This is a genomic window from Bradyrhizobium sp. USDA 4506 (assembly GCF_054058795.1).
The window spans coordinates 4,703,035-4,721,908 of sequence record NZ_JBSSBM010000002.1; the positions used below are offsets into that span (position 1 = coordinate 4,703,035).

24 protein-coding genes and 1 pseudogene are annotated in these 18,874 nt (G+C 65.5%); 17 read left to right on the forward strand and 8 right to left on the reverse strand.

What is annotated here, in order from left to right:
* Window positions 1-28 precede the first annotated feature (28 nt).
* Window positions 29-424 carry a hypothetical protein gene (locus tag ACVIHF_RS24520; protein WP_310883019.1) on the forward strand — a complete coding sequence of 132 codons (396 nt, stop codon included), beginning with the start codon at window positions 29-31 and terminating at the stop codon, window positions 422-424.
* 110 nt (window positions 425-534) lie between these two features.
* On the opposite strand, the gene ACVIHF_RS24525 is transcribed toward ACVIHF_RS24520, so the two are convergent.
* Window positions 535-828, reverse strand: a complete 294-nt coding sequence (locus ACVIHF_RS24525; RefSeq protein WP_310883018.1) for a hypothetical protein — start codon at window positions 826-828, stop codon at window positions 535-537.
* Window positions 829-1,094: 266 nt separating this feature from the next.
* Between ACVIHF_RS24525 and ACVIHF_RS24530 the strand changes: the two genes are divergently transcribed.
* Window positions 1,095-2,060, forward strand: coding sequence for a GlxA family transcriptional regulator (locus ACVIHF_RS24530; protein WP_310883017.1), 966 nt, complete (start codon window positions 1,095-1,097; stop codon window positions 2,058-2,060).
* A 153-nt stretch (window positions 2,061-2,213) separates the two neighbouring features.
* Window positions 2,214-2,729 carry a mismatch-specific DNA-glycosylase gene (locus ACVIHF_RS24535; RefSeq protein ID WP_310883016.1) on the forward strand — a complete coding sequence of 172 codons (516 nt, stop codon included), beginning with the start codon at window positions 2,214-2,216 and terminating at the stop codon, window positions 2,727-2,729.
* Between the two features lie 148 nt (window positions 2,730-2,877).
* On the opposite strand, the gene ACVIHF_RS24540 is transcribed toward ACVIHF_RS24535, so the two are convergent.
* A complete protein-coding gene (locus ACVIHF_RS24540; RefSeq protein ID WP_028332611.1) occupies window positions 2,878-3,312 on the reverse strand; it encodes a hypothetical protein in 435 nt (144 codons plus the stop codon).
* Window positions 3,313-3,518: 206 nt separating this feature from the next.
* Between ACVIHF_RS24540 and ACVIHF_RS24545 the strand changes: the two genes are divergently transcribed.
* The 3 genes from ACVIHF_RS24545 to ACVIHF_RS24555 are packed head-to-tail and all read left to right on the forward strand — an operon-like array spanning window position 3,519 to window position 4,850.
* Window positions 3,519-3,968: a YeeE/YedE family protein gene (locus tag ACVIHF_RS24545; RefSeq protein WP_310883015.1), complete on the forward strand. Its 450-nt coding sequence runs from the start codon at window positions 3,519-3,521 to the stop codon at window positions 3,966-3,968.
* A 2-nt stretch (window positions 3,969-3,970) separates the two neighbouring features.
* Complete coding sequence (locus ACVIHF_RS24550) at window positions 3,971-4,450, forward strand: DUF6691 family protein (protein WP_310883014.1); 480 nt, start codon at window positions 3,971-3,973, stop codon at window positions 4,448-4,450.
* A 4-nt stretch (window positions 4,451-4,454) separates the two neighbouring features.
* On the forward strand, window positions 4,455-4,850 hold the full coding sequence (locus ACVIHF_RS24555) for a RidA family protein (RefSeq protein WP_310883013.1): 396 nt from the start codon (window positions 4,455-4,457) through the stop codon (window positions 4,848-4,850).
* Between the two features lie 266 nt (window positions 4,851-5,116).
* Here the strand turns inward: ACVIHF_RS24555 and ACVIHF_RS24560 are convergent, their stop codons facing one another.
* A complete protein-coding gene (locus ACVIHF_RS24560; protein WP_310883012.1) occupies window positions 5,117-5,878 on the reverse strand; it encodes an SOS response-associated peptidase in 762 nt (253 codons plus the stop codon).
* Window positions 5,879-5,940: 62 nt separating this feature from the next.
* Here ACVIHF_RS24560 and ACVIHF_RS24565 point away from each other — a divergent pair, with 62 nt between their 5' ends.
* From ACVIHF_RS24565 to ACVIHF_RS24585, 5 genes are all read left to right on the forward strand, one after another.
* Window positions 5,941-6,441, forward strand: coding sequence for a hypothetical protein (locus tag ACVIHF_RS24565; RefSeq protein WP_057014940.1), 501 nt, complete (start codon window positions 5,941-5,943; stop codon window positions 6,439-6,441).
* Window positions 6,442-6,483: 42 nt separating this feature from the next.
* Window positions 6,484-6,903: an NUDIX hydrolase gene (locus ACVIHF_RS24570; RefSeq protein WP_310883011.1), complete on the forward strand. Its 420-nt coding sequence runs from the start codon at window positions 6,484-6,486 to the stop codon at window positions 6,901-6,903.
* An 84-nt stretch (window positions 6,904-6,987) separates the two neighbouring features.
* Window positions 6,988-7,365: a TIGR02301 family protein gene (locus ACVIHF_RS24575; protein ID WP_310883010.1), complete on the forward strand. Its 378-nt coding sequence runs from the start codon at window positions 6,988-6,990 to the stop codon at window positions 7,363-7,365.
* A complete protein-coding gene (locus tag ACVIHF_RS24580; protein WP_057014937.1) occupies window positions 7,355-8,011 on the forward strand; it encodes an HAD family hydrolase in 657 nt (218 codons plus the stop codon). The genes ACVIHF_RS24575 and ACVIHF_RS24580 overlap by 11 nt, the downstream gene beginning before the upstream one ends.
* A gap of 155 nt (window positions 8,012-8,166) precedes the next feature.
* Window positions 8,167-8,433: a hypothetical protein gene (locus ACVIHF_RS24585; protein WP_253607501.1), complete on the forward strand. Its 267-nt coding sequence runs from the start codon at window positions 8,167-8,169 to the stop codon at window positions 8,431-8,433.
* Between the two features lie 65 nt (window positions 8,434-8,498).
* Here the strand turns inward: ACVIHF_RS24585 and ACVIHF_RS24590 are convergent, their stop codons facing one another.
* Window positions 8,499-9,833, reverse strand: coding sequence for a dihydroorotase (locus tag ACVIHF_RS24590; RefSeq protein ID WP_456792669.1), 1,335 nt, complete (start codon window positions 9,831-9,833; stop codon window positions 8,499-8,501).
* Between the two features lie 126 nt (window positions 9,834-9,959).
* On the opposite strand from ACVIHF_RS24590, the gene ygfZ reads away from it, so the two are divergent.
* The 5 genes and pseudogenes from ygfZ to ACVIHF_RS24615 form a co-directional block, all read left to right on the forward strand.
* Window positions 9,960-10,841 carry a CAF17-like 4Fe-4S cluster assembly/insertion protein YgfZ gene (ygfZ, locus tag ACVIHF_RS24595; RefSeq protein WP_310883008.1) on the forward strand — a complete coding sequence of 294 codons (882 nt, stop codon included), beginning with the start codon at window positions 9,960-9,962 and terminating at the stop codon, window positions 10,839-10,841.
* Window positions 10,838-11,464 (forward strand): DNA-3-methyladenine glycosylase I, encoded by a 627-nt coding sequence (locus ACVIHF_RS24600; protein ID WP_310883007.1) that lies wholly within the window; start codon window positions 10,838-10,840, stop codon window positions 11,462-11,464. The genes ygfZ and ACVIHF_RS24600 overlap by 4 nt, the downstream gene beginning before the upstream one ends.
* Entirely contained in the window at window positions 11,461-12,072 is a 612-nt protein-coding gene (locus ACVIHF_RS24605; RefSeq protein WP_057014933.1) for a YfbR-like 5'-deoxynucleotidase, read from the forward strand. The genes ACVIHF_RS24600 and ACVIHF_RS24605 overlap by 4 nt, the downstream gene beginning before the upstream one ends.
* Window positions 12,073-12,192: 120 nt before the next feature.
* Window positions 12,193-12,699 (forward strand): tyrosine phosphatase family protein, encoded by a 507-nt coding sequence (locus tag ACVIHF_RS24610; RefSeq protein WP_028332625.1) that lies wholly within the window; start codon window positions 12,193-12,195, stop codon window positions 12,697-12,699.
* A 109-nt stretch (window positions 12,700-12,808) separates the two neighbouring features.
* Window positions 12,809-13,867 (forward strand): annotated as a pseudogene (locus tag ACVIHF_RS24615) (DUF2339 domain-containing protein); the annotation flags it as partial.
* Window positions 13,868-13,887: 20 nt separating this feature from the next.
* On the opposite strand, the gene ACVIHF_RS24620 reads toward ACVIHF_RS24615, so the two are convergent.
* Window positions 13,888-14,970 carry an IS630 family transposase gene (locus tag ACVIHF_RS24620; protein ID WP_253604297.1) on the reverse strand — a complete coding sequence of 361 codons (1,083 nt, stop codon included), beginning with the start codon at window positions 14,968-14,970 and terminating at the stop codon, window positions 13,888-13,890.
* A 64-nt stretch (window positions 14,971-15,034) separates the two neighbouring features.
* On the opposite strand from ACVIHF_RS24620, the gene ACVIHF_RS24625 reads away from it, so the two are divergent.
* On the forward strand, window positions 15,035-16,705 hold the full coding sequence (locus tag ACVIHF_RS24625) for a DUF2339 domain-containing protein (RefSeq protein WP_456792670.1): 1,671 nt from the start codon (window positions 15,035-15,037) through the stop codon (window positions 16,703-16,705).
* Between the two features lie 24 nt (window positions 16,706-16,729).
* Here ACVIHF_RS24625 and ACVIHF_RS24630 read toward each other — a convergent pair whose 3' ends face one another.
* The 3 genes from ACVIHF_RS24630 to acuI form a co-directional block, all read right to left on the reverse strand.
* The gene (locus ACVIHF_RS24630) at window positions 16,730-16,963 is read right to left on the reverse strand and encodes a DUF6894 family protein (protein ID WP_016844381.1); all 234 of its coding nucleotides are present in this window, start codon (window positions 16,961-16,963) and stop codon (window positions 16,730-16,732) included.
* A 139-nt stretch (window positions 16,964-17,102) separates the two neighbouring features.
* Window positions 17,103-17,681, reverse strand: a complete 579-nt coding sequence (locus tag ACVIHF_RS24635) for a hypothetical protein (RefSeq protein WP_028332627.1) — start codon at window positions 17,679-17,681, stop codon at window positions 17,103-17,105.
* Between the two features lie 186 nt (window positions 17,682-17,867).
* Window positions 17,868-18,854, reverse strand: coding sequence for an acrylyl-CoA reductase (NADPH) (gene acuI, locus ACVIHF_RS24640; RefSeq protein ID WP_456792671.1), 987 nt, complete (start codon window positions 18,852-18,854; stop codon window positions 17,868-17,870).
* Window positions 18,855-18,874: the final 20 nt, after the last annotated feature.

The window sequence follows — 18,874 nt, forward strand, 5'->3', positions numbered from 1 at the left end:
TTCACCGAGCGCAATCCGGGCAAGCGACATGACCGACAATCTCACCGGCGTCTGGGACGGCAGCTATGTTCAGCCGAGCGGCATGGTCACGTTCCTGGCGACGCTGATCGACGCCGGCGGCGCGCTCGGCGGCAGCGTGACCGAACCCTGCGTGATGCCGGGCTGTCCGATCAGCACGCACAATGCCTCGCTTGCGGGCCAGCGCTCCGGCAGCGCTGTTACGTTCGTCAAACGCTACGAGCCGCCGGGCTACGGCTACAACACCGTCCACTATGAAGGTGCGGTCAATGCCGATGCGACCGAAATCGACGGCCGCTGGAGCATTCGCGGCACAAGGTTCTCGGGGACGTTCCTGATGGTGCGCGCAACAGGGCCGTCGCAAGCGGTCACGACGGAAGAAGAGATCAAGGAGCCGGTACGCTAGTTGCGTGGGGCTCTCTCCACGATATCGCTCGCGGAGCGAACCCTCACGCCAGCCCTCTCCCGCGAGCGGGAGAGGGAGCGCAGTGCCGACGCCGCTGATACCCGCGCCGCTCACCTGCCCTGAAGCAGCAGGCCAAGCGGCTTGAGCGGGCCGACCGGAATCATCTCGAAGGCGAGAATGCCGCCGGCCGCGAGCGGCAGCGCGTTGATGGTCGACTTGGCCTGATCGACCGAGTCGACGTTCATCAGAAACACCACGCCGGGCTTGTCGTCGCGAAACCAGAATTGCTCGATCTTGCCGTCGAGGTAGAGCCGCAGCGTGTCGGGGACTTCCTTCGGCATGATCTCCTTCCGCTGCTCGTCGGTGATGGGCTTGGTGGCCGATCCGATCGCGAAGACTTTCATGACTGTTCTCCTGTTTGGTCGAGGGTTGGTGCGAACGAACCGACGCCGCAATCCGCGCCGAGCCAGGCGGAAACGACAATTTTGATGCCGTTTACGCCAAGCCAGATGGAAGCCGATCATTGACGGAAATCGCGTTCTGTCAGTAATTTAGGCCGGCTTCTCCGGTCACGTGCGGCGTCGTCCAGAGCGTTCGCGGAAAGAGGCTTAGCTCGGCAGCGGCCGGACGACGATTGTCGCAAGCGACAACTTTGAAGGCATTTACGCCAATGAATATCGCGATCCTCGCGCTCGAGGGACTTTGGGACACCGGGCTTACGGCCATGCTCGACGCCCTGTCCCTCGCCGACAAGTTTTCCAGGCAGCAGATGGGCGGCACGGTTCGCTTTGACGTTTCGGTCTATGGCATGCGCAAGAAGGTGCGGTCTGGCCAAGGCCTCGGGATTCCGGTCAAGGCCGTCACGGCGGACGTCAAACCGGATTGGGTGGTCGTCCCCGCACTCAACACGGGACTGCCGGAGCAATTGGTGCCCGCGCTCGAACGGCGCGACGTGAAGCAAGCCACGAAGCAACTCGTGCAGTGGCACGAACGCGGCGCACGGATCGCCGCCTCCTGCATCGGTTCATTCATCGTGGCGGAGACCGGGCTGCTCGATCATCAGGACGCGACGACGACATGGTGGCTCGCGCCGCTCTTCCGGCAGCGTTACCCGCATGTCCGGCTCGATGAAGCGCGCATGCTCGTTCCTTCCGGCATCGGCGTCACCGCAGGTGCCGCGATGGGCCATCTCGATCTCGCGCTCTGGCTGATCCGGCAGGTGAGCCCCGAATTGGCGTCCGTCGTCTCGCGCTATCTGCTGGCGGACCTGCGCTCGTCGCAATCGCTCTTCATCATCCCGAACCATCTGGCGCAGGCCGATCCGCTGATCCAGCGCTTCGAGCGCTGGGCCCGCGAGCATCTCAGACAGGGCTTCTCGCTGCAGGACGCGGCCGATGCGCTCGCGACCAGCCCGCGCACGTTGCAGCGCCGCTGCGAAGCGGTGCTCGGCAAATCACCACTGTCCTACTTCCAGGATCTTCGCGTCGAGCGCGCGCAATCGCTGCTGCATGGCAGCGGCCTCGACATCGAAGCGATCGCCGCCGAAGTTGGCTATGAAGACGGAGCCACGCTGCGAACGCTGCTGCGCGAGCGCTTGGGGAGAGGCGTCCGCGAACTTCGCGCCAATTTGCGATGAAGGTTTTGCGGGCGGCGTGATGCAATCGTCCAATGCAAGGGCGATGGCCTGTAGCCCGGATGAGCGAAGCGACATCCGGTTTGTTTCCGTCCCGCATATCGCTACGCTCATGCGGGCTACACCTCCCACTAACGCTCCATCCTGTTTTTTTGAATGCCCGCGAACAATTCCCACCGCCTCCCCGACCAGCTCCGCGCCAATCTGCGCCTGGTGTTCGTCGGCACCGCGGCCAGCACGCGGTCAGCCGCCGTCGGGCATTATTACGCGCATCCCGGCAACCGGTTCTGGCGTGCGCTGCATGAGGCCGGCATCACGCCGCGGCGCTATCGGCCGGACGAGTTCGCGGCGCTGCTCGCGCTCGGCATCGGCTTCACCGATCTCTCCAAGACCGGCGCCGGGATGGATCACGAAATCAACAGGCAGTCGTTCGACGTGGCGGGCTTCCGGACGAAGATCGAGACCTATCGGCCGAACACCGTCGCCTTCACCAGCAGGAAGGCGGCGAGCCTGTTCTACAACAGGCCGACCAACGCGCTCGTGCTCGGTCGGCAGCCATCGGTGAATGGCTTTCCCGAAGTGTTCGTGCTGCCGTCGCCATCCGGCGCGGCCTCGGGTCATTGGACCTTACAGCCGTGGCGCGAACTCGCCGAGTGGATCACGGAATCGTAGGATCGTAGGATCGGTAGAGCCAACGGGTCCGCGCAAAGCGCGGCCCGATGATAAACTCCGCGAAACCCATCATCTCTCCCGGCGCACCGAAGTCGATGGGTTTCGCTTGGCTCTACCCATCCTACGAGATCGCTACGAGACCGAACGCTTATTCCTTCAACGTGATCGCAAGCCCGCTGAGATCGACATTGGCCATCAGGCCGACCTGCTTGCCGCTCAATTCGAGCACCGCGCCGTTCTGGTTGGTCAAGAGGATGCCGCGCACGCCGGCGCCGAGCGCAACGCCCATGCCCGCCGCGGCATAGACGCCGTTGATATCCTGCGGACGGCGGATATTGCGCACCCGCCCCTGCAGCGTGGTCTGCGAGCCGCCGAACACGAGCCCATAGTCCAGCCCGCCGGCCGTGAGCCCATAGGTCTGGCCGTGGAAGGTCATGACGCCCTTGCCGGCGGAGCCGCCGAACACCCAGCCGCCCTTGAAGATCACGAGCGTCACCGCGCCCTCGTCAGCCAGGGCGGCGGACGTTCCGGTGAGCATCGCCAGCGCGAGCAGCGCGGCGCGGGCGACGGATGGCAATTTCATGGGGGATTCTCCGGACGAAGTGAGAGCGAATCGCGGCAATCCAGCCGACCGGCGGCATCGCTGAAATGCCGCGAAACATGCGGGATTGCGCTTGTTCCTGATGGTGCGGAGTCTATCATCGCCTCTGCAGCCGCGCGACCACTGGCGCATGCGCGCCCACCGCTTTGCCGGATCGCTGAGGAGTTTGCGCAACAGGATCTGCATCGATGCACGATTTCACCCCACTTTCCGGCCTTGCCGGCGGCGCGCTGATCGGGCTTGCCGCCGCGCTCTTGATGCTGTTGATCGGGCGAATCGCCGGGGTCACCGGCATCGTCGGCGGCGCGCTGCAGGCCGATACCGCCGACCGCAGCGCCGACCGCAGCGCCGATCGTTCCTGGCGCATCGCGTTCATCGCGGGACTGATCGGAGCGCCCCTGATTGCGGCGCTGTTCGGCGCGCCGCTGCCGCGGCCGGCGATGAATGAGAGCCTTGTGGTGGTCGCGATCGCGGGACTGCTGGTCGGATTCGGCACAAGGATGGGCAATGGCTGCACCTCGGGCCACGGCGTCTGCGGCTTCGCGCGGCTGTCCGGCCGTTCGATCGTGGCAACATGCATCTTCATGCTGACGGCGATCGCGACGGTCGCAATCGTCAGGCACGGGATCGGAGGCTAGCGATGGCACCTCTCGCAAGCTTTGTCTGCGGCCTGATCTTCGGCGCAGGGCTTCTGATCTCCGGCATGACCGATCCGCAGAAGGTGCTCGGCTTCCTCGATCTGTTCGGCGCGTGGGACGCGACGCTCGCCTTCGTGATGGCGGGCGCAGTTGCGGTCGCAGCAACCGGCTTTGCGATCGCGCGGCGGCGCGTCGCGCCCGCCTTCTCGGCGCGCTTCCTCTGGCCCGACCGCCGTGACATCGATGCGCCGCTGGTTGCCGGCGCGGTGCTGTTCGGCATCGGCTGGGGCCTCGTCGGCATCTGCCCCGGGCCGGCACTGGTCAATCTCGCCGGCCTCTCGCTGCCGATCGTGGTCTTCGTCGTCGCGATGCTCGCCGGCATGATCGGCCAGAATCTCTTCGGCAGGAATCTTTGGCGCCGGCGTGCCGCGGCGCCGCGCGCCATCGAAACTTCTCCCCTTCCATCTCGCGCAGACGGGTGACCCAATGACTGAAAAGACAACAATCAAGCACTTCCCCCCTCCGCCCGGCGTCCAGGCGCCGCCACTCTCGTTCGGCGCCCGCGTCGGCGATTTGTTGTTCATCTCCGGCATTCCCGGCTTTGACGCCAATCGCGAGCTGCCCGACGGCTTCGAGGCGCAGTTCGCCAATGTCGTGACCAATATCAAGCGCGTGCTGAGCGAGGCGGGCGCGACGATGCGCGATCTCGTCAAGGTCAACGTGCTGCTGACGCGCTCCAGCGACGTCGCGACGATGAACGCGCTGTATGCCGGCGCGTTCGGCCCCGCCCCCTACCCCGCACGCACCACCTGCGTGGTGGTGGCGCTGCCCAATCCGAAGATGCTGATCGAGATCGAGGGCGTGGCACACGTGAAGGGGTGATCTCTGGCTCTGTCATGCCGGAGCGTGCCACTTGGCGCGAGCCCTCAGGTGCACAATTGCGCACCGGTTGAATCGAGGTCCATCTTCATCGTCGTCCTGGCGAAGGCCAGGACCCATTACCCCAAATCTCAATTGTCGCGCGACGCTGGGGCCGCGTTCCCGTTCACAAGCAAATTCGGTGGTTATGGGTCCTGGCTTTCGCCAGGACGACGATGTGGAGAGAGCTGACGCAAATCCGCGCTGCATCACGCCGGTTCAGTGAGCCCTCAGAACAACGACCCCTGCCCGTCATCCTCCCGCACAGGCGCCTTTCTCGGCGCGGCCTTCTTCGGCTGCGGCGCGTCCTCCGCGGCGATTTCTTCCGCCGTCATCGGCAGCAGAAATTGCGCATCGTCATTGGCGACCGCGTTGACGCGCATCGTGACCTGGTGCCAGGCGAACTCGCCGACCTCGGGGCCCTTCAGCATCGGCATCACGTCGTCGACATCGTTCGGCAGGCAGTCGAGCCAGCGCGCGAATTGCTCGGGCCTGATCGTGACCGGCACGCGGTGATGCAATTGCGCGAGGTCGGGACTGGCCGGCGCAGTGACGATCGCGACCGTATCCTGCTCCTCGCCGTTCGGCCCCATCCAGGTCTCGGCAAGCGCGGCGAAGGCGAGCGGATGGCCGTCGCGGCGATGGATGAAGAACGGCCGCTTGCGGCCGCCGGCATCCTGCCATTCGTAATAGCCGTCGGCGGGGATCAGCGCCCGGCGCCGCTTGATCGCGTTCTTGAAGGCCGGCTTCTCGCGCACCGTCTCGGAGCGCGCGTTGATCAGGAGCGAGAAGGTCCTGGGGTCCTTGACCCACGACGGGATCAGGCCCCAGCGCATCAATTGAAAATGCCGGCCGCCATTCTGCAGCAGCACCACCGGGATCGGCTGGGTCGGCGCAACATTATACCGTGGCGGAAAATTCGGCTGCTCGATATAGCCGAACATCTCGCGCAAGGCCGCCGGCGGCGAGGTTATGACAAAGCGTCCGCACATTTGCCGTCCAGAGTGGTATCCGTTTATTCTGCCTTAACTTGGACCGTTAAAGACTGCGATCAATGACCTCAACGGCCGCCATAGCGGACTCTTCCCCGCGACCGACGTACCCCGATGAGGCGCGGGCGGCGCTGTTGCGCGCCGCCAACATCAATCCCCGCACCGGGCTTGCCACCGACTACCTCAATCACTTCAACGAAGCCATCATGCTGCTGGAGATGGTCCCAGACCTGCCGGAATGCGCCAGCGATTTCCTCGAATGGCAGCCGCTGTCCTATGCCGAGCATTTCACCGCGTCGAATTTCCGGGCACGCGATCTCGCGATCGAGGCCTATGAGACCGCGGACGCCGCAATCCGGGCCGAATTCGACCAGCTCACCGACAGCATGACGAAGATCCTGACCGAGGTCGGGGCGGCGATGCGGCAATTGCAGCAGGACAAGAGCCGGGTCGCGCTCGCCGAGCAGGCGATCGTCTGGGTCAAGCCGCTGGTGATGCAGACCGCCGGCATCATCAACGGCGCCGCAGAGGCCGATGTCGACAGCATCATGGCGGGCGCCTGAGATATCGGGCATGATGGTCTTCACAACCGGCTGCCAATCACCTTGACCTCTCCCGAACCTCCGATCCGCCCGCAGCTCGCCGTGTCAGGCGTGATTTTCCGCGACGACAAGGTGCTGCTGGTGCGCCGCGCCCGCTCGCCCGGCAAGGGCTTCTATTCGCTGCCCGGCGGCCGGGTCGAGTTCGGCGAATCGCTGCATACCGCCCTGCACCGGGAGATCGACGAGGAGACCGGCCTCAAGGTCGAGATCGTCGGCCTCGCCGGCTGGCGCGAGGTGCTGCCGACCCGCCCCGGCACCGGACACTATCTGATCATGACCTTCGCGGCGCGCTGGGCGTCCCGCGAGCCTCACCTGAACGACGAGCACGACGATTTCAAATGGCTGGCGCCGGAGGAGATCGGCGACCTCAAGGTCACCGGCGGCCTGCATGAGGTGATTGCGGCCGCCCGGCGGCTGGTTTGAGGCCCGTTTTAGCGGCTTTGGGGGGCTCGGCCGCCTTGCCTCGGGCGCATTGAGGGGGCATACCACGGCCATTCCGGAACCCCGATGATCAAAGCCTTTCTCGCTTTTGTGATCCTGTTGTCGGCATGCCTTGCGACGCCCGCCCGGGCGCAGGACGCGGCTGCGCCGTTCGACGGCGATTTGCAGCGGCTGGCCGAGATCCTCGGCGCCCTGCACTATCTGCGCGGCATCTGCGGCTCCAACGAGGGCGCCAAATGGCGCAACGAAATGCAGGCGCTGATCGATGCCGAGACCCCCTCCGGCGACCGCCGCGCCCGCATGATCGCAGGCTTCAACCGCGGCTATAACGGCTTCCAGCAGACCTACCGGACCTGCACGCCCGCGGCCACCGTGGCGATCCGCCGCTACATCGAGGAGGGCTCGAAAATCTCGCGCGACCTGACGGCCCGCTATGCCAACTGAACGGGCGATCTTCTTCGACCTCGACGGCACCCTGACCGACCCGAAGCCCGGCATCACCGGCTCGATCCAGTACGCGCTGGAAAAGCTCGGCCGGCCGGTTCCCTCGCAGGATGAACTGACCTGGTGCATCGGGCCGCCGCTCAGGGCGAGCTTTGCGATGCTGCTCGGCGGCGAGGAGCTCGCCGACCGCGCGGTCGCGCTCTACCGCGAAAGATTCGGCGATGTCGGGCTGTTCGAGAACGCGGTCTATCCCGACATCGCGGAGGTTCTGGCCGAGCTGCGCCGGGCACCGGGCCGGATGTTCGTCGCGACCTCGAAGCCGCATGTGTTCGCGACGCGGATCATCGCGCATTTCGGCCTCGGCGGCTATTTCGACCACGTGTTCGGCTCGGAGTTCGACGGAACCCGGGTCAACAAGGTCGACCTGCTCACCTATGCGCTGGCGCAGACCGGGGCCGATCCGGCCAAATCCCTGATGATCGGCGATCGCAGCCACGACGTGATCGGGGCGAATCGAAACGGCATCCGGGCGGTCGGCGTCACCTATGGCTACGGCACGCCCGAGGAGCTGACCGAGGCCGGCGCCAGCCATCTGTGCGCCACGCCGCGCGCGGTGCTGGACCATATCCACAGCTCATTCGGCTGATCGCGGCCCGGATATCCGGAATTCCCCTTTAAATGCCGGGGCCGCCGTTAACCTTTTCGAAAGATGTGGGCTAGGCGGTACCTGCATGCGTGATACATCTCGCACGTCGCAGTGGTTCGCTCCTCGGACCGCGCGCAGTCAATTTGCAGAGTTTCATGCGCCATCCAGCGTCCTTCCCCCATCACCAAGACCCGCGACCCGACCACGAGCAGAAGCAGGCCGCGCTGGGCTACCTGAACGAGGCTTGGGCTGAAGCGCGTCACGACGGCGTCGATGGCGACTGCCTCGCGCAGGCGAGCCTGTTTGCGGCGCTCGCCGAGCTCGTCGGCACCTATGGCGAGGACGCGGTGGCGAAATTTGCCGAGGGCCTCGCCGCGCGCGTGCGCAACGGCGAGTTCTCGCTGGCATTGGCCAAGCAGTAAAACGATAGCGTTTTCGAGCGAAGTGGGTCGCCAGTTCGCGTCAAGAAAACGCGTCAAACGCGAACCTACTGCTTCAGCGTCTCGAGGAACCGAACCGGCTCGCCGGTCGATGGCGTCGTGACTTCGCCCTGCCACATCACCCGCCGGCCGCGCACGAAGGTGCCGACCGGCCAGCCCTGCACCCGCACGCCGTCATAAGGCGTCCAGGCGGCGCGCGAGGCGATCCATTTGTTGGTGATGGTCTCGCTGCGCTTCAGGTCGACGATTGTGAAGTCGGCATCGTAACCGGCCGCGATGCGGCCCTTGCGGGCGATGTTGAACAGGCGCGCAGGCCCCGCGCTGGTGAGATCGACGAAGCGAGCCAGCGACAGCCGCCCGGCATTGACGTGATCGAGCATCAGCGGCACCAGCGTCTGCACACCGGTCATGCCCGACGGCGAGGCCGGATAGGTCTTGGCCTTCTCCTCCAGCGTATGCGGCGCGTGATCCGAGCCGAGCACGTCGATGATGCCCTGCTCGATGCCGTACCAGATGCCGGCGCGGTGATCGGCCGAGCGCACCGGCGGGTTCATCTGGGCCAGTGTGCCGAGCCGCTCGTAGCACTCCGGCGCGGCCATGGTGAGGTGGTGCGGCGTCGCCTCGCAGGAGGCGACATCCTTGTGGTCACGCAGGTATAGAATCTCTTCCTTGGTCGAGATGTGCAGCACGTGGATGCGCTTGCCGGTCTCGCGCGCGAGATTGACCAGGCGCTCGGTCGCCATCAGCGCCGCGGTCTCGTCGCGCCACACCGGATGCGAGCGAGCATCGCCCTCGATCCGCAGCGGCTTGCGCTCGTTGAGACGGTATTCGTCCTCGGCGTGGAACGCAGCGCGGCGCCGGATCACCTGGAAGATCCGCCGCAGGCTCTCGTCGTCCTCGACCAGCAGCGCGCCTGTGGAGGAGCCGATGAACACCTTGACGCCGGCGCAGCCCGGGGCGCGCTCGAGCTCCGGCAGATCCTGCACGTTCTCGCGGGTGCCGCCGATGAAGAACGCGAAATCGCAATGCATGCGATGGCGGCCGCGCTTGATCTTGTCGGTGAAGGCCGCTTCGGTGACCGTCAGCGGATTGGTGTTCGGCATCTCGAACACGGCGGTGACCCCGCCCATCACCGCGCTGCGCGAGCCGGTCTCGAGGTCTTCCTTCTGGGTCAACCCGGGCTCGCGGAAATGCACCTGGGTGTCCATCACGCCGGGCAGGATGTGCAGGCCCTTGCAGTCGATCACCTCGCCGGCCGAGGCCTGACTGAGTGAGCCGATCGCGGCGATGCGGCCGCCCGCGATACCGATATCGCGCACGCCCTCGCCGTCGTGATTGACCACGGTGCCGGATTTTAGAATGGTGTCAAAATGCTGATTCATCGGTCCTCGACGCCCGCTTTCGGCTGTCGCGCGGGCCTTGTTCGGCACACTCTAGCGCCTTAGCTTGGCAGGGGATATCGCGGCCTGCGCGTTTCCCAAGGAACTTGGAAAAGAGCCAATTTGCGAATGAAAGCAGCGTTTCTTCCAGATCGGGGCGTGGTCAAGGTCTCTGGCGAGGACGCCCGCAACTTCCTCAACGGCCTCATCACCGCCGACATCGCCGAGTTGCGCGCGGGACAGGCCCGGTTTGGCGCGCTGCTGACGCCGCAAGGCAAGATCATCGTCGATTTCCTGATCACCGAGATACCCTCAGGTCATGGCGGCGGCTTCCTGATCGACGCGCCGCGCGCGCTCGCCAAGGGCCTTGCCGACAAGCTCGGCTTCTACAAGCTGCGCGCCAAGGTCGTGGTCGAGAACCTGTCCGACAGCCTCGGTGTGCTGGCAGCTTGGGATGGCGAGCCGGCGGCGACGCCGGATCTCGCGTTCGCCGATCCGCGCAACCCAGCGCTCGGCTGGCGCATCCTGATCCCGGAAGATTTGAAGCAGAAGCTCGCTGAGCTGATCGGTGCCGATCTCGTCGACTCCAGCGCCTACGAGGCGCATCGGATCACCACCGGCGTGCCGCGCGGCGGGCTCGACTTCATGTATGGCGACGCCTTCCCGCACGAGACCAATATGGATCGCCTCAACGGCGTCGATTTCGACAAGGGCTGTTATGTCGGCCAGGAGGTGGTGTCGCGCATGCAGCACCGCGGCACGGCGCGCACCCGCACGGTGAAGATCGTCCTCGACGGCCCCGCGCCCGAAGCCGGCGCTACCATCCTGGCTGGCGACAAGCAGGTCGGCACCATCGGCTCAACCGCCGGCGAGAAAGGTCTCGCGCTGGTCCGCATCGACCGCGTCGCCGATGCGCTCGACGCCGGCCTGCCGCTGACCGCGGGCGGGCTGTCGATTCACCTCGCCGAACCTGACGCCGTCCGCATCACACCCAAGCAGACCGTCGCATGAGCCGTACCGCGCAACTGCACCCCGACGGCAAGACACGCTGCCCTTGGCCGGGCGAGGATGCGTTCTACGTCGCCTATCACGACAATGAATGGGGCGTGCCGGAATATGACGACCGCGCGCTCTATGAAAAGCTGATCCTCGACGGCTTCCAGGCCGGTCTGTCCTGGATCACGATCCTGCGCAAGCGCGAGAACTTCCGCAAAGCCTTCGACGATTTCCAGCCCGAGAAGATCGCGCGCTACAACGCCAAGAAGGTGCACGCGCTGATGAACGACGCCGGCATCGTCCGTAACCGCGCCAAGATCGAAGGCGCGGTCGCGAGTGCGAAGGGCTATCTGGAGATCATGGAGAAAGGCCCCGGCTTCTCGAATTTCATGTGGGACTTCGTCGACGGCAAGCCGAAGGTCAATCAATTCAAGACCACCGCGAGCGTGCCGGCCTCGACGCCGGTCTCGATCAAGGTCTCCAAGGAGCTCGGCGCGCGCGGCTTCAAGTTCGTCGGTCCCACCATCGTCTACGCCTTCATGCAGGCGACCGGCATGGTCAACGATCACCTCGTGACCTGCTTCTGCCACGAGAGCTGCAGCGGCAAGCTCCGCACACCGCGACTCAAGAAGAAATGACGGCGCGCAAATCGACGGAGACAACCCGCGCCTGGCAGCGGATGTTGTCGGGACGCCGGCTGGACCTGCTCGACCCGTCGCCGCTCGATATCGAAATCGTCGACATCGCGCATGGACTGGCGCGGGTTGCGCGCTGGAACGGCCAGACCAGCGGGGCGCACATCTTCTCGGTGGCCCAGCACACGCTGCTGGTCGAAGCCGTGATGCGCCAGCAGATGCCGCGCGTCGACATCCGCCATCGTCTCGCGGCACTGCTGCACGACGCACCGGAATATGTCATCGGCGACATGATCTCGCCGTTCAAGGCGGTGCTGTCAGGCGAATACAAAGCGGTGGAGAAACGGCTGCTCGGCGCGATCCATATCCGCTTCGGCCTGCCCGCCGTGCTGGCGGACGAGATCACCCAGCAGATCAAGGCCGCCGATCGCGGCGCCGCCTATCTCGAGGCGACGCATCTGGCGGGATTTTCGCAAGCCGAGGCCAAGCGGCTGTTCGGCCGCGATCCGGAACTGCCCGAAGCAACCGAGCGCGACTATCTGACGCCATGGACCGCAGCGCGGGCCGAAAAGCAGTTTCTCGAGCGATTCAAGGCGTTGCACGCCTCGTAGGGCGGCACCGCAAAACGTGCCGTTGGTTGCGCCGCAAAACGACGAATCGGCATGGCACCCCCGCCTTTGCCCGTTCGGGTGCAGCCGTTATAGTCCGGCACCCCCGATAGAAGGATCATCATGCTTCACGTCTGCTCGCTTGCCGCACTCTCCGACACGGTTCGCGCCACCGGCGCCAGCCATGTGCTGACCGTGATGGCCAATGTCGACCAGGTGCAGCGGCCGCCTTCCGTGCTGCCGGCCAACCACCTGAAAGTGTCGATGGACGACATCATCGAACAGATGGACGGCTTCGTTGCGCCCAACGAGTCGCATATCGAGAAGGTGCTGAGCTTCGTGCGCGGCTGGGATCGCCAAGCACCGATGGTGGTGCATTGCTACGCCGGCATCAGCCGCTCGACCGCGAGCGCATTCGCGACGGTCTGCGCCCTCAACCCGCACCGCGACGAAATGTCCATCGCCCGGATGATCCGCGAGGCCTCGCCGATCGCGGCTCCCAACCGGCTGATCGTCAGCCTCGCCGACAAGGCGCTGGGACGCGAGGGCCGGATGCTGCGTGCACTCGACGCGATGGGTCCCGGCAGCATGAGCGTCGAAGGCCGGCCCTTCCGCATCGATCTGGACTAAGCGCGGCCGGTCACGCCCGATCGCTTGAACTTCCGGTCCTCCTCACTGCACTACTAGGTTGCGACGGGCCGCCGGCTGGCCAAGTCCGGCGCGTCCTGCCGGAGGCCCAATGTTCGATTCGCCGTTCGACTTCCTGACGCTCGTCCTCGCCATCGTCGCGATCATTTTCGCGCGCAAGGCGCTGGGCCGGATCGACCTGCTGCAGCGCCGCCTGGATGCGATCGAGGCCGCGGGCGGCGCCGCCGCGCGGACGGCCATGCCGCCGCCGCTGACTCCGCTGCAGGAGTTCGAGCAGACGCCGCCGACGGCGCCTTCCGTCGCGCCGCCACCGCTCCCGGAGGCGGCTCCCGGCGAACCGGCCGCGCAGAGCGAGCCAGCCGCGGACGCTGCAGGCGCCGCACCGCCGCCCCTGCCGGAGCCGCCAGCTCCGCCGCAGCCGGCGCCCGGCTTCGAGGAGACGCTCGGCACGCGCTGGGTGGTGTGGATCGGCGGCCTGACGCTCGCTCTCGGCGGCTTCTTCATGGTGCGCTATTCGATCGAGGCCGGTTTGCTCGGCCCCGGCGTTCGCACGATGCTCGGCGGATTGTTTGCGCTGGCGCTGCTCGGCGCCGGTGAATGGACCAGGCGCCAGGAAAGCATCTCCAACATCGCGGCGCTGCCGATCGCCAACATCCCGGCGATCCTCACCGCCGCCGGCACCGCGGTGGCATTCGCCACCGTCTACGCCGCCTACGCGCTGTATGACTTCCTCGCCCCGGCAACCGCCTTCATCCTGCTCGGCATGGTCGCGCTCGGCACGCTGGCGGCCGCGCTGCTGCACGGACCCGCGCTGGCCGGGCTCGGCATCGTCGGCGCCTTCGTCACGCCGCTCCTGGTGTCGTCAGACAAGCCCGACTTCTGGTCGCTCTATGTCTACCTCGCCATCGTCACGGCGGCGGCGTTCGGCCTCGCCCGGATCCGGCTGTGGCGCTGGCTCGCGGTCACGACGATCGCCTTCGCGCTGCTGTGGACTTTCCCTTGCCTGCAATGCGGGCCCGAGATGATCGCGCCGCACGTCTTCCATGTCATCGCGGGCTTCGTGCTGGCGGCGCTGCTCGTGGTCTGCGGCTTCATGTTCGGTCCCGACGGCGACGGCGAGGAGATCGAGCCGATTTCATCTAGTGTCCTGAACCAAAAGTTCATGGCATTTTATGCCTTGGCGGGCAGATTGTAAGCGCAGAAGCGTTCGATTGAGCCGAGAATGTCGTCAGCTGATTTGGTCCATCGGAACGGCATTGGGTCAGCGTTGTGATGGTCGATGAAGGAGGCAATCTCGGCCCGTAGCGCCGCCACACTGCGATAGATGCCGCGCCTAATCTTACGCTCGGTGATGAGTGCAAAGAAGCGTTCGACCTGATTGAGCCAGGATGAACTGGTTGGCGTCAGGTGGACGTGCCAGCGCGGCCTCTTTGCCAGCCAGTTGCGGATCAACGGCGTCTTGTGGGTTGCGTAATTGTCCATGACGAGGTGGACGTCCAGATCGTCTGGAACCGCAGCTTCGATCTCATCGAGAAACTTGCGGAACTCTTTGGCACGATGGCGTCCATAGCATTTGCCAATGACCCGGCCGGTTGCGACGTCGAGGGCGGCAAACAGCGAGGTGACGCCATGGCGTTTGTAGTCGTGACTACGGCGCGCCGGCTGGCCAGGTCGCATGGGCAGCATGGGCTGGCTGCGATCCAGCGCCTGGATTTGCGACTTCTCATCGACACACAGTACGATGGCGCGCTCGGGCGGAGCTACGTAAAGGCCGACGATGTCGCGAACCTTGGCGACAAAGTCGGGGTCGGTTGAGAGCTTGAAGGTCTCCAACCGATGCGGCTGCAAGCCGAAAGCGCGCCATATACGCTGTACTGTTGAGACTGACAGCCCGCTGGCCCGCGCCATGCTGCGCGAACTCCAGTGGGTGGCCCCGGGAGGCTGGGTCTCAAGGGTGCGAACGATCACCGCCTCGATCCGGGCATCCTCAATCGTGCGTGGCGTCCCCGATCGCGGCTCGTCCCAAAGACCTTCAAGCCGATGCTCGGAGAACCGCCGCCGCCATTTGCCGACCGTGTCGGGATCGACAGCCAAACGGGCCGCCACGACCTTGCTCTGCTCGCCCTCAGCACAGGCCAGGACGATCCGAGCCCGCAGCGCCAACGCCTGAGCAGTGCTTCGACGCGACGCCAACGATGTCAACTCAGCACGTTCCACCTCATCAAGCTCCAGCGGAGCAAAGCGCCGACCCATCGCCAATCCTCCCCAAATCAGGAGAGTCCGCTATCATCGAGTCGATTTGGAGTCCGCCGAACTTTTGATTCAGGACACTAGCTCGCTCGCCGCCTATCTGCTCGGCGCGATGCTGATTGTGCTCAACAGCGCGCACGCCGACGTCGCGATGATCGGCTTTGCCTTGCTGACGGCGGGCAGCCTTTTTGTCGCCTGGCGCGCGCCTGCTGCTACCCGTGCGATCGGCGCCGCGTCGATCTTCGTGTTCATTGTGTTCGGCGAATGGGCCGTCCGCCGCAACGTCGACATGCTGGTGCTGCCTGGCGGTGCGATTCCCGGCATCGGCCCGTCCGCGACCGACGGCTCGGTCTCGCTGCATCTCGTCACCGCCGCGCTGTTCGCGGCCGCCTTCGGCATCGCCGGCTTCCTCGCGCAATTCCGTTTTACCACCACGAAGGTCACGGTGACCTGGGCCGCGGCGGCGGTGTTCACGCCGGTCGCGCTGCTGGTCGCGCTCTATGCACGCATCGCGCATCTCGACCGCTCGATCCCGTTCGCGGTCCTCGCCGTGCTGCTGGCGGCGGCCTACGCAGCCGCGACCGAGGTGCTGACCCGGCGCGACGAGCGGCGGGAGCTGTCGCCTTCGATTGCGTTGTCCGCCACCGGCGCCCTCGCCTCGCTGGCGCTGGCGCTGACCTTCGCGCTCGACAAGGGCTGGCTCACCATCGCGCTCGCGCTGGTGTCGATGGGCACGGCGTGGCTGTCGGTGCAGCGGCCGATTCCGTTCCTGCGCTGGCTTGCCGCGATCCTGGCCGGCATCGTCGTGCTGCGCATCGGCTATGAGCCGCGGATCGCGGGCGACGCCGTCGGCACCACGCCGATCTTCAACTGGCTGCTGTGGGGCTATGGCGTGCCGGCGCTGTCATTCTGGGCGGCAAGCCATTTCCTGCGCCGCAGCGGCGACGACGTCCCGCTGCGCATCGTCGAATCCGCCGCGATCCTGTTCACGGTGCTGCTTGCCTTCATGGAGATCCGCCACGCGGTCAACAGCGGCGATGTCTATTATGCCAGCGCCGGGCTGACCGAGGTCGCGCTGCAGGTCGGCGCGACGCTTGCGATGGCGATCGGACTGGAGCGGCTACGCCTGCGCAGCGGCAGCATCGTGCACAATATCGGCGCGATCCTGCTGACCGCGTTCGCCGGGCTTGCCAGCCTGTTCGGGCTGCTGGCGCTGGAGAACCCGATATTGTGGCCGCAAAGCGTCGGCGGCAGCTTCATCAACCTGCTGCTGCTCGGTTACGCGCTGCCGGCGGTGCTGGCGCTGCTGCTGTCCTATGCGGTGGCGGGCCATCGTCCTGCCGGCTATGCCAACACGATCGCCGCCGGCGCGCTGGTCCTCGCGCTCGCTTACGTCACGTTCGAGATCCGCAGGCTTTACCATGGACCGGTGCTGACGCGCGGCGAGACCACGGGCGCGGAGCAATACACCTATTCGATCGCCTGGCTGATGTTCGGCGTCGCGCTGCTCGGCATCGGCATCGTCGTCGACTCGCAGCGGGCGCGGCTCGCGTCGGCTGCGGTGATCGGGCTGACGATCCTGAAGGCGTTCCTGATCGACATGTCGACGCTCACGGGTGTCTACCGGGCGCTGTCGTTCATGTGCCTTGGCATCGTGCTGGTCGCGATCGGCTGGCTGTATCAGCGGATCCTGTTTCGCAGGCGAACCGCTCCGCCGCTCGCGCAAGCTGAGGGTTAGGACTTGCCGTCCTGAAAGGCAGCTTCAGTCGACGGACTCGGCGACCAGTCGAATCCTGAACACGGGTTTTCTGCCCTCGTCGAGCAGCTCCATGTGCCATTCGCTGTTCTGCTTCAGATTGCGCGAAATGCTGCCGAGGAAATTTCCGCAGACCTTGGTCATCTCGGCCCAGGCCACGTCGCGGCTTTCAAACTCCGTCGCGTGGTCGGATGCACCAGCGTAATCGCCATCACTAATTCGAAAAAAATATTGCGCCATATGACTACTCAAAATCAGAGTCCCCAATGTCCCGCCTCACGGCGAACGCCAGGTATTGAGTAGCGAGCAAGGCGTGGCGACCGCCATCCGTATGACTACGGCTTGGCGGCGCTATTCCCGCTAGCGCGCAGATGAAAGGTTAGTCGGTGGAGCGGCGCAATTCCGGCGCGCTCTCGACCTTGGCGGGCTCGGCCTTGACCGGCTCGAGCTTCGCGCTTCCGACCTGCGGCGTCTCAACGCGCGACACTTCGGTCTGCGAGGCATCCGCGGATCGGGTGCGTGGATGCAGCGAGCGCGGACGCGCCGCCGCGCGCGCCATCAGCATCTGCTGGCCGCCCTGATGATGGAAATCGCAATAGGCAAAGCCCATGCCGGAAACCGAGCCGCGGAACGAGCGGTCGTCCTGCTTGTCGAGATTAAAGCACGGTTCGAACGGAATGCCCTTCAGCGACGCGCAAACGCTCTGACCGCGGATCTGCAGCGTGTTGCCGGGCAGGCGCAGGTGACGGATCGGCCCCGAGCCGGAGAACTGGACCGAGCCTGCCGCGCCCAGATCGTCGAGGATGCGGCCGGCACCGCGGGTGCCATCGAAACAGGTGAACGCGAACACCTTGCCGGCGACGAATCTGCGGGCCTCATCGGCGTTCATCATGCCCGCGAATGCCGGCACGACCATTGCTCCGGCCGTGACGGCCCCCAACACCAAACGCGCAAGCATGAGCTACTCCACTGACGAGCGCGGGCACTCGCTCCTTGTTGCGCATGACCCCCGCACCAACGCTTTTCGACGTCTGCGCGAGGAAACCCGGCCCCCCGGGATCATGCCGCAAGTCTCTTTACCCGCTGCTTACCATACCAACAGTGGCAACATTGGAGCAGCTTGGTTGGTAAAGTCTGAACGTCCTCAGACTATTTTTACCACGATGCGGCCCCGGACCTGGCCACCGAGGATTTTCGCGCCAAAGCCCATGACTTCGTCCAGGGCGATTTCGTGAGTGATATCAGCCAGTTTTGCCTTATCCAGATCGCTGGCAAGGCGGCGCCAGGCGGTCCTCCGCAGTTCGATCGGACACATCACCGAATCGATGCCGAGAAGGCACACGCCCCGCAAAATGAAGGGCGCGACCGAAGACGGCAGATCCATACCGGCCGCCAGACCGCAGGCCGCGATGGCTCCGCCATACTTCGTCATCGACAGCAGGTTGGCGAGCGTGGTCGACCCGACGCTGTCGACGCCGCCGGCCCAGCGCTCCTTCGCCAGCGCCTTCGGCGCACCTGACAGTTCGGCGCGGTCGATCACCTCGGTGGCGCCGAGACCCTTGAGATAGTCGGTCTCCGACATCCGCCCGGTCGACGCGATGACGTGGTAACCGAGCTTCGACAGCACGGCGATCGCCACCGAGCCGACGCCGCCGGCGGCACCCGTGACCACCACGGGGCCGCTCTTCGGGGTGAGACCATGCTTCTCCTGCGCCAGCACCGAGAGCATCGCGGTATAGCCGGCGGTACCGACCGCCATCGCATCGCGGGCCGAGATGCCGTCGGGCAGCCGCACCAGCCAGTCGCCCTTGACGCGGGCCTTTTCAGCGTAGGCGCCGAGATGGGTCTCGCCCATGCCCCAGCCGTTGCAGACGACCTTGTCGCCCGCCTTCCAGTCCGGATGGCTGGATTGCTCGACCGTGCCGGCGAAATCGATGCCGGCGATCATCGGGAACCGGCGCACCACCGGTGCCTTGCCAGTCAGTGCGAGGCCGTCCTTGTAGTTCAGTGTCGACCACTCGACGCGGACGGTGACGTCGCCGTCCATCAGCTCGGCTTCGTCGAATTGGGTGAGTGCGGCGGTGGTACCCTTGTCCGCCTTGTCGATCCTGATTGCCTTGAACGTTGCCACGATGTGCACTCCCCGTAATC

What these genes read in the sequence shown, in the direction of transcription:
- ACVIHF_RS24520 (WP_310883019.1), top strand. Translation starts at nt 29, where the DNA reads ATGACCGACAATCTCACCGGCGTCTGGGACGGCAGCTATGTTCAGCCG.
- ACVIHF_RS24525 (WP_310883018.1), bottom strand. Translation starts at nt 828, where the DNA reads ATGAAAGTCTTCGCGATCGGATCGGCCACCAAGCCCATCACCGACGAG.
- ACVIHF_RS24530 (WP_310883017.1), top strand. Translation starts at nt 1,095, where the DNA reads ATGAATATCGCGATCCTCGCGCTCGAGGGACTTTGGGACACCGGGCTT.
- ACVIHF_RS24535 (WP_310883016.1), top strand. Translation starts at nt 2,214, where the DNA reads ATGCCCGCGAACAATTCCCACCGCCTCCCCGACCAGCTCCGCGCCAAT.
- ACVIHF_RS24540 (WP_028332611.1), bottom strand. Translation starts at nt 3,312, where the DNA reads ATGAAATTGCCATCCGTCGCCCGCGCCGCGCTGCTCGCGCTGGCGATG.
- ACVIHF_RS24545 (WP_310883015.1), top strand. Translation starts at nt 3,519, where the DNA reads ATGCACGATTTCACCCCACTTTCCGGCCTTGCCGGCGGCGCGCTGATC.
- ACVIHF_RS24550 (WP_310883014.1), top strand. Translation starts at nt 3,971, where the DNA reads ATGGCACCTCTCGCAAGCTTTGTCTGCGGCCTGATCTTCGGCGCAGGG.
- ACVIHF_RS24555 (WP_310883013.1), top strand. Translation starts at nt 4,455, where the DNA reads ATGACTGAAAAGACAACAATCAAGCACTTCCCCCCTCCGCCCGGCGTC.
- ACVIHF_RS24560 (WP_310883012.1), bottom strand. Translation starts at nt 5,878, where the DNA reads ATGTGCGGACGCTTTGTCATAACCTCGCCGCCGGCGGCCTTGCGCGAG.
- ACVIHF_RS24565 (WP_057014940.1), top strand. Translation starts at nt 5,941, where the DNA reads ATGACCTCAACGGCCGCCATAGCGGACTCTTCCCCGCGACCGACGTAC.
- ACVIHF_RS24575 (WP_310883010.1), top strand. Translation starts at nt 6,988, where the DNA reads ATGATCAAAGCCTTTCTCGCTTTTGTGATCCTGTTGTCGGCATGCCTT.
- ACVIHF_RS24580 (WP_057014937.1), top strand. Translation starts at nt 7,355, where the DNA reads ATGCCAACTGAACGGGCGATCTTCTTCGACCTCGACGGCACCCTGACC.
- ACVIHF_RS24585 (WP_253607501.1), top strand. Translation starts at nt 8,167, where the DNA reads ATGCGCCATCCAGCGTCCTTCCCCCATCACCAAGACCCGCGACCCGAC.
- ACVIHF_RS24590 (WP_456792669.1), bottom strand. Translation starts at nt 9,833, where the DNA reads ATGAATCAGCATTTTGACACCATTCTAAAATCCGGCACCGTGGTCAAT.
- ygfZ (WP_310883008.1), top strand. Translation starts at nt 9,960, where the DNA reads ATGAAAGCAGCGTTTCTTCCAGATCGGGGCGTGGTCAAGGTCTCTGGC.
- ACVIHF_RS24600 (WP_310883007.1), top strand. Translation starts at nt 10,838, where the DNA reads ATGAGCCGTACCGCGCAACTGCACCCCGACGGCAAGACACGCTGCCCT.
- ACVIHF_RS24605 (WP_057014933.1), top strand. Translation starts at nt 11,461, where the DNA reads ATGACGGCGCGCAAATCGACGGAGACAACCCGCGCCTGGCAGCGGATG.
- ACVIHF_RS24610 (WP_028332625.1), top strand. Translation starts at nt 12,193, where the DNA reads ATGCTTCACGTCTGCTCGCTTGCCGCACTCTCCGACACGGTTCGCGCC.
- ACVIHF_RS24620 (WP_253604297.1), bottom strand. Translation starts at nt 14,970, where the DNA reads ATGGGTCGGCGCTTTGCTCCGCTGGAGCTTGATGAGGTGGAACGTGCT.
- ACVIHF_RS24630 (WP_016844381.1), bottom strand. Translation starts at nt 16,963, where the DNA reads ATGGCGCAATATTTTTTTCGAATTAGTGATGGCGATTACGCTGGTGCA.
- ACVIHF_RS24635 (WP_028332627.1), bottom strand. Translation starts at nt 17,681, where the DNA reads ATGCTTGCGCGTTTGGTGTTGGGGGCCGTCACGGCCGGAGCAATGGTC.